The sequence below is a fragment of the Microbulbifer agarilyticus S89 genome (assembly GCF_000220505.1).
Classification (GTDB): domain Bacteria; phylum Pseudomonadota; class Gammaproteobacteria; order Pseudomonadales; family Cellvibrionaceae; genus Microbulbifer; species Microbulbifer agarilyticus_B.
In genome coordinates this window covers 1-735 of record NZ_AFPJ01000003.1, presented here as the reverse complement: position 1 = coordinate 735, position 735 = coordinate 1, and the positions used below count along the sequence as shown (strand labels likewise).

1 pseudogene is annotated in these 735 nt (G+C 57.1%); it reads right to left on the bottom strand.

The features are described 5' to 3' along the window. Positions 1-735 (bottom strand): annotated as a pseudogene (locus AS89_RS16455) (DUF11 domain-containing protein); the annotation flags it as partial.

Genomic DNA, 735 nt, shown 5'->3' with positions numbered 1-735 from the left:
GGGGCCGCGACCAGCGGTGTCTGTTCATTGTCCTCGTTGTTATCGACGTTCTGATCCGGGCCGGAGCTGCCGTTATCTTCGATGGTTGCCGTGTTGCTGGTTTCAATAACACCATTGGGCAGTGGTTCATCTACGATGACCGCAAACTGCACCGTGCCCTCTGCGCCGGCGGCAACGCTGCCGATATCCAGCGTGAACACATCCCCATTTTGTACCCAGCCCGCGCTGGAGTTGGCGGAATCAAAAGTCGTATTGGGAGGTAGTGTTTCGGTAATCACCACACCCTCTGCATCGGCAGTACCGTTGTTGCGGTAGCTGAGGTTAAACACCACGCTATCGCCAGGCTCTGCACTGATGCCGCCATCGTCTTTATCGATGGTCAGTTCCACATAGGTGATATCGAAGTCTTCGCTGTCGGTATTGTTGTCCGGTGTGGGGTCCGGTCCATTGGTGCCATCATCGGTGACTTCGACGGAGTTGGTCTGTGTTGGAATGGTGACGGGTACTGCGTCCGCTACCACGCCGGTCAGGGTCAGGGTGACGGAATCACCCGCCGCAAGATCACCGATATCCCAAGTCACGGTGCCCGCAACCAGATCCACAACACCACCATTGCTCGCGGTAAAGCTGGCAAACAAATCGGTATCCGGCAGAGTATCGGTGATCGTCACACCGGTGCCGTCCTGGTTCCCCTGGTTGCTCACTTCGATGGTCCATTCGAGCGTATCGCCGGGG